Origin of the sequence: Mesorhizobium sp. M7A.F.Ca.US.002.01.1.1, from assembly GCF_004022955.1 — a bacterium.
Classification (GTDB): Bacteria; Pseudomonadota; Alphaproteobacteria; order Rhizobiales; family Rhizobiaceae; genus Mesorhizobium; species Mesorhizobium ciceri.
In genome coordinates this window covers 1-3461 of the sequence record NZ_RZQE01000559.1, presented here as the reverse complement: position 1 = coordinate 3461, position 3461 = coordinate 1, and the positions used below count along the sequence as shown (strand labels likewise).

The window sequence follows — 3461 nt, the reverse complement described above, 5'->3', positions numbered from 1 at the left end:
GTGCAGCACCCACCGTGGTGGCGATCAGCGGCCAGTGCGGGCCATAGTCGTAGAAGCCCATATACTGCCAGAGCGCGATGCGGCAGACGCCGACCACACCGAGCATGGCGCCCAGCACCAGGCCGGTGGGCAGCTCGCGCAGCGCCACCCGCCACCAGTCGCCAAGGCCGATCTCGCGCAAGGCCAGCGCGCGGATGACCAGCGAGGTCGCCTGCGAGCCGGAATTGCCGCCGGAGCTCATGATCAGCGGGATGAACAGCGTCAGCACGATCGCCTTCTCCAGCTCGCCCTCATAGCTCTGCATGGCGTTGGCCGTCAGCATCTCCGAGATGAACAGCGCGCACAGCCAGCCGCCGCGTTTCCTGATCATGGCGAGGAAGCTCATCTTCATGTACGGCTCGTCCAGCGCCTCCATGCCGCCGAAACGGTGCACATCCTCGGTCGTCTCCGCGATCATCGTGTCGATGATGTCGTCGATGGTGACGATGCCGAGGATCTTGCCATGGTCGACGACCGGAACGGCGAGCAGATCGTATTTGGAGATCGTCTGCGCCAGCGTTTCGCGATCGGTCAGCGGGCCGACCGTCACCGGAAGATGATCCGGCGCCACCGTCATGATCGAATCGTCCGGCTCACCGGTGATCAGCCGGCGCAGGCCCGTCGAGCGCACAAGCAGGTGCGTTTGCGGATCGACGATATAGATCGCATAGACGGTCTCGCGCGTCCGCTCCACCTTGCGGATGTAGTCGAGCGTTTGCCCGACGCTCCAGTCCGAGGGCACGCTGACGAACTCCGTCGTCATGATCGATGCGGCACTGCCTTCGGGATAGCCGAGGATGGAGAGCAGCGTTGCGCGCAGCGGCGGCGCAAGTCCGCCGAGCAGCTCGGAACGCGCCGGCTCGTCGAGCTCGCGCAAAATGTCGGCGGCACGGTCGACCGACATGGCGGTGAGCAGCTTGCCCGCCTTGGCGCGCGGCAGCGCCTCCATGAGTTCCGACGCGCCGTCGAGTTCCGGCTGATCGAAGATCTCGACCAGACGTTCGAACGTCACTTCACAGAGCAGTTCCGTCGCGGTCTCTCGAGGCTCCCTGTTCAGGGCCTCGACAATGTCGGCGACGTGATCGTTGGCTAGGATACGGGCAATCGCGACGGCCTCGTCGCTTGCCACCGTGGTAAATTCGTTCATGGCTCACTCCTTGCCGTCCGGCAGGACATGAACCATGTGAGGTCACGTCAGGGCGGACGGCTGTTGCGTTCGACTGTGACTGTCGCCAGGCATGGCGCGGTGACCTTTCTGCTTGCGGGTTCGCGTTTGATTGTCTGCAAGCGGGCGCAACATAGGAGCGCGCCTTGCCGTGTCAATCGCGGTGAGGAGGGAAAATGCCGACGAGCAGCCGAGATCGCGAGACTGTGATCACCGGCCGCCGTTCGACCAGGCAGACCAGGGCGGAATAACCGTTATTTCTGCTTCAGCCGGCGCGAGAAGCGCAGCCACTTGTCCTCGACCGGCCTTGGGGCCGGCCTTGGCTGCACCAGAATGGTGGTGAGTTCGGCGGGGAGGGTCGGAACCAGCGGCTTCTTGGTGGCGACGCCGTCGGCGATCGCGACGATGCTGTGATAGAACTCGCTGCCCGTCATCGATCTCGGCGCCACCGCCTCGTGCATGACGCTGATCACCGTGACATCGGGGCAGTTGTCCTTGATGGCCTGGTGGAAGGCGACCTTGCCATCGGGGTCGAGCGCGCCGGTCGCCTCGTCGAGGAACAGCAATCCCGGCTGCTGCAGCACGATGCGAGCCACCACCAGCTTCTGTTTCTGGCCGCCCGACAGCACCTGGTCCCAGCTTTTGCCTTCGCGGCTTTCGTCGGCCATGTGCTCGATGAAGTCGCCGAGCCCCGCCTTGTGCAGCGCCGACGCCACCTGCGCATCGCCATGGTCGTGCTCGGAGCCGGGCAGGCAGACCAACTGTTTCAGCGACACAGGCTGCAGCTTGACCTCCTGGGCGGCATAGAAACTCTTGACGCCCTCGGGGAAGACGATGGTGCCGCGGCCATAGGGCCACAGGCCGTTGATCGCCTTGATCAGCGAGGTCTTGCCGCAACCGGACTCGCCTTTCAGGAAAGTCCATTCGCCGCGCCGGAAGCGCAGATTGGCGGCGCTGAGAAAGGGCGTCGCGTCCTCGCCCTGATGCGCCAGTTCGAGCTTCTGGATGGTCAGGCCGAAAACCGGGTTCTGGCTGGCATAGTGGAAGTCGGAGCGGCCGGTCTGGCTGTAGAATTCCTGCGGATGCTGGACATTCTCGATCGCATTGGCCAGCTCGGTGACACGCTGGCTGTTGGCGCGCAACGTGGCGATGGCGGGCATGACGTGGATGAACCAGGAACACTGGCCGATCAGCGAATTGACCAGCTCGGAGCCGGTTATGTAGCCCTTGAGGTCGAGACCGTTGTGGATGAACGGCACCAGGCCCGGTCCGTAGGCGACAATGCGGGCACCGATGAAATTGTAGATCAGCTCGAACGACATATAGACGGTGTTGACGATGTTCAGCCGCGTCCAGGTGCCGTCGATGTCGACATAAAGCCGGCCATGCATGGTCCTTTGCACGCCTTCGCCCTGAGACGCCGCGACGTGGAAGGACCGCCGCAGGAATGTCGTCAGCTCGCCGCGATAGCTGCCCTCGGCCTGCTGCATCCTGACGTTGAGGCGCTCGAGCAGGCCGCCGAGCTTGACCGCGATCCAAGTGTTCAGCGGCACGTAGGTGGCGACGGCCAGGAAGGCGAGGATGGCGCTGCCATAGCTGCCGAGAAATTCCAGCCCCTTCACCTCGACGGAGTTTTCGAGCAGCTTCTGGCCGACGAAATAGAGCGATGTGGCAACGCCAAGCACGCCCATGGCGAGCCCGATGGCGCCACCGGTCATGTCCTTGATGGATTCCTGGACGCGCTGGTCGATGTTGTCGGGGGCCGGTGCGCCGCTGCCGGTCGACGCGTGCTGGGCATGGAAATGCGTATGATTGCCGTCCAGCAGCGCTTCATTGAAGCGGCTGTCCAGCCAACCGCGCCATTTGCGGTGCAACGTCGCCGAGACAAGGTTGCGGATGCCGGTGAAGCCAGCGTCCTTGAGTACGACCAGCAGCACGAGGACGCCGGCATTGACCAAAAGCGAGCGAAGCGGCGTGGTGTTGGCGGCGTCATGGAAGAAGGCGATGGAATTGACCAGTTCGCCCGAGGCTTCGGCGAACCAGACACCGGCCTTGCTGGACAACGCCGTGAGCAGCGCGATCACCAGCGTCAGCGTCCAGGCTTCCTTCCAGCGGTCGGAAACCCAGTAGGCCCGCATCAGGCCCCAGAAGCTGCGCATCGACGACACCGGCGTCAGAAGCGATCGCCCTGCGGCATCGCGAGGTGTTTTTTCCGGTACTGACTCTTGCGATGGTCTACCGACCCGAATCACTATCC

General features: G+C 63.8%; 2 protein-coding genes. Both read right to left on the bottom strand.

From position 1 onward, the window contains the following. Window positions 1-1186, bottom strand: a 1186-nt coding sequence (gene mgtE / locus EN932_RS31875) for a magnesium transporter (RefSeq protein ID WP_128369359.1), incomplete at its 3' end; no start/stop codon positions are given. A 272-nt stretch (window positions 1187-1458) separates the two neighbouring features. After that, on the bottom strand, window positions 1459-3363 hold the full coding sequence (locus EN932_RS31870; RefSeq protein WP_164753936.1) for an ABC transporter ATP-binding protein/permease: 1905 nt from the start codon (window positions 3361-3363) through the stop codon (window positions 1459-1461). Window positions 3364-3461 lie beyond the last annotated feature (98 nt).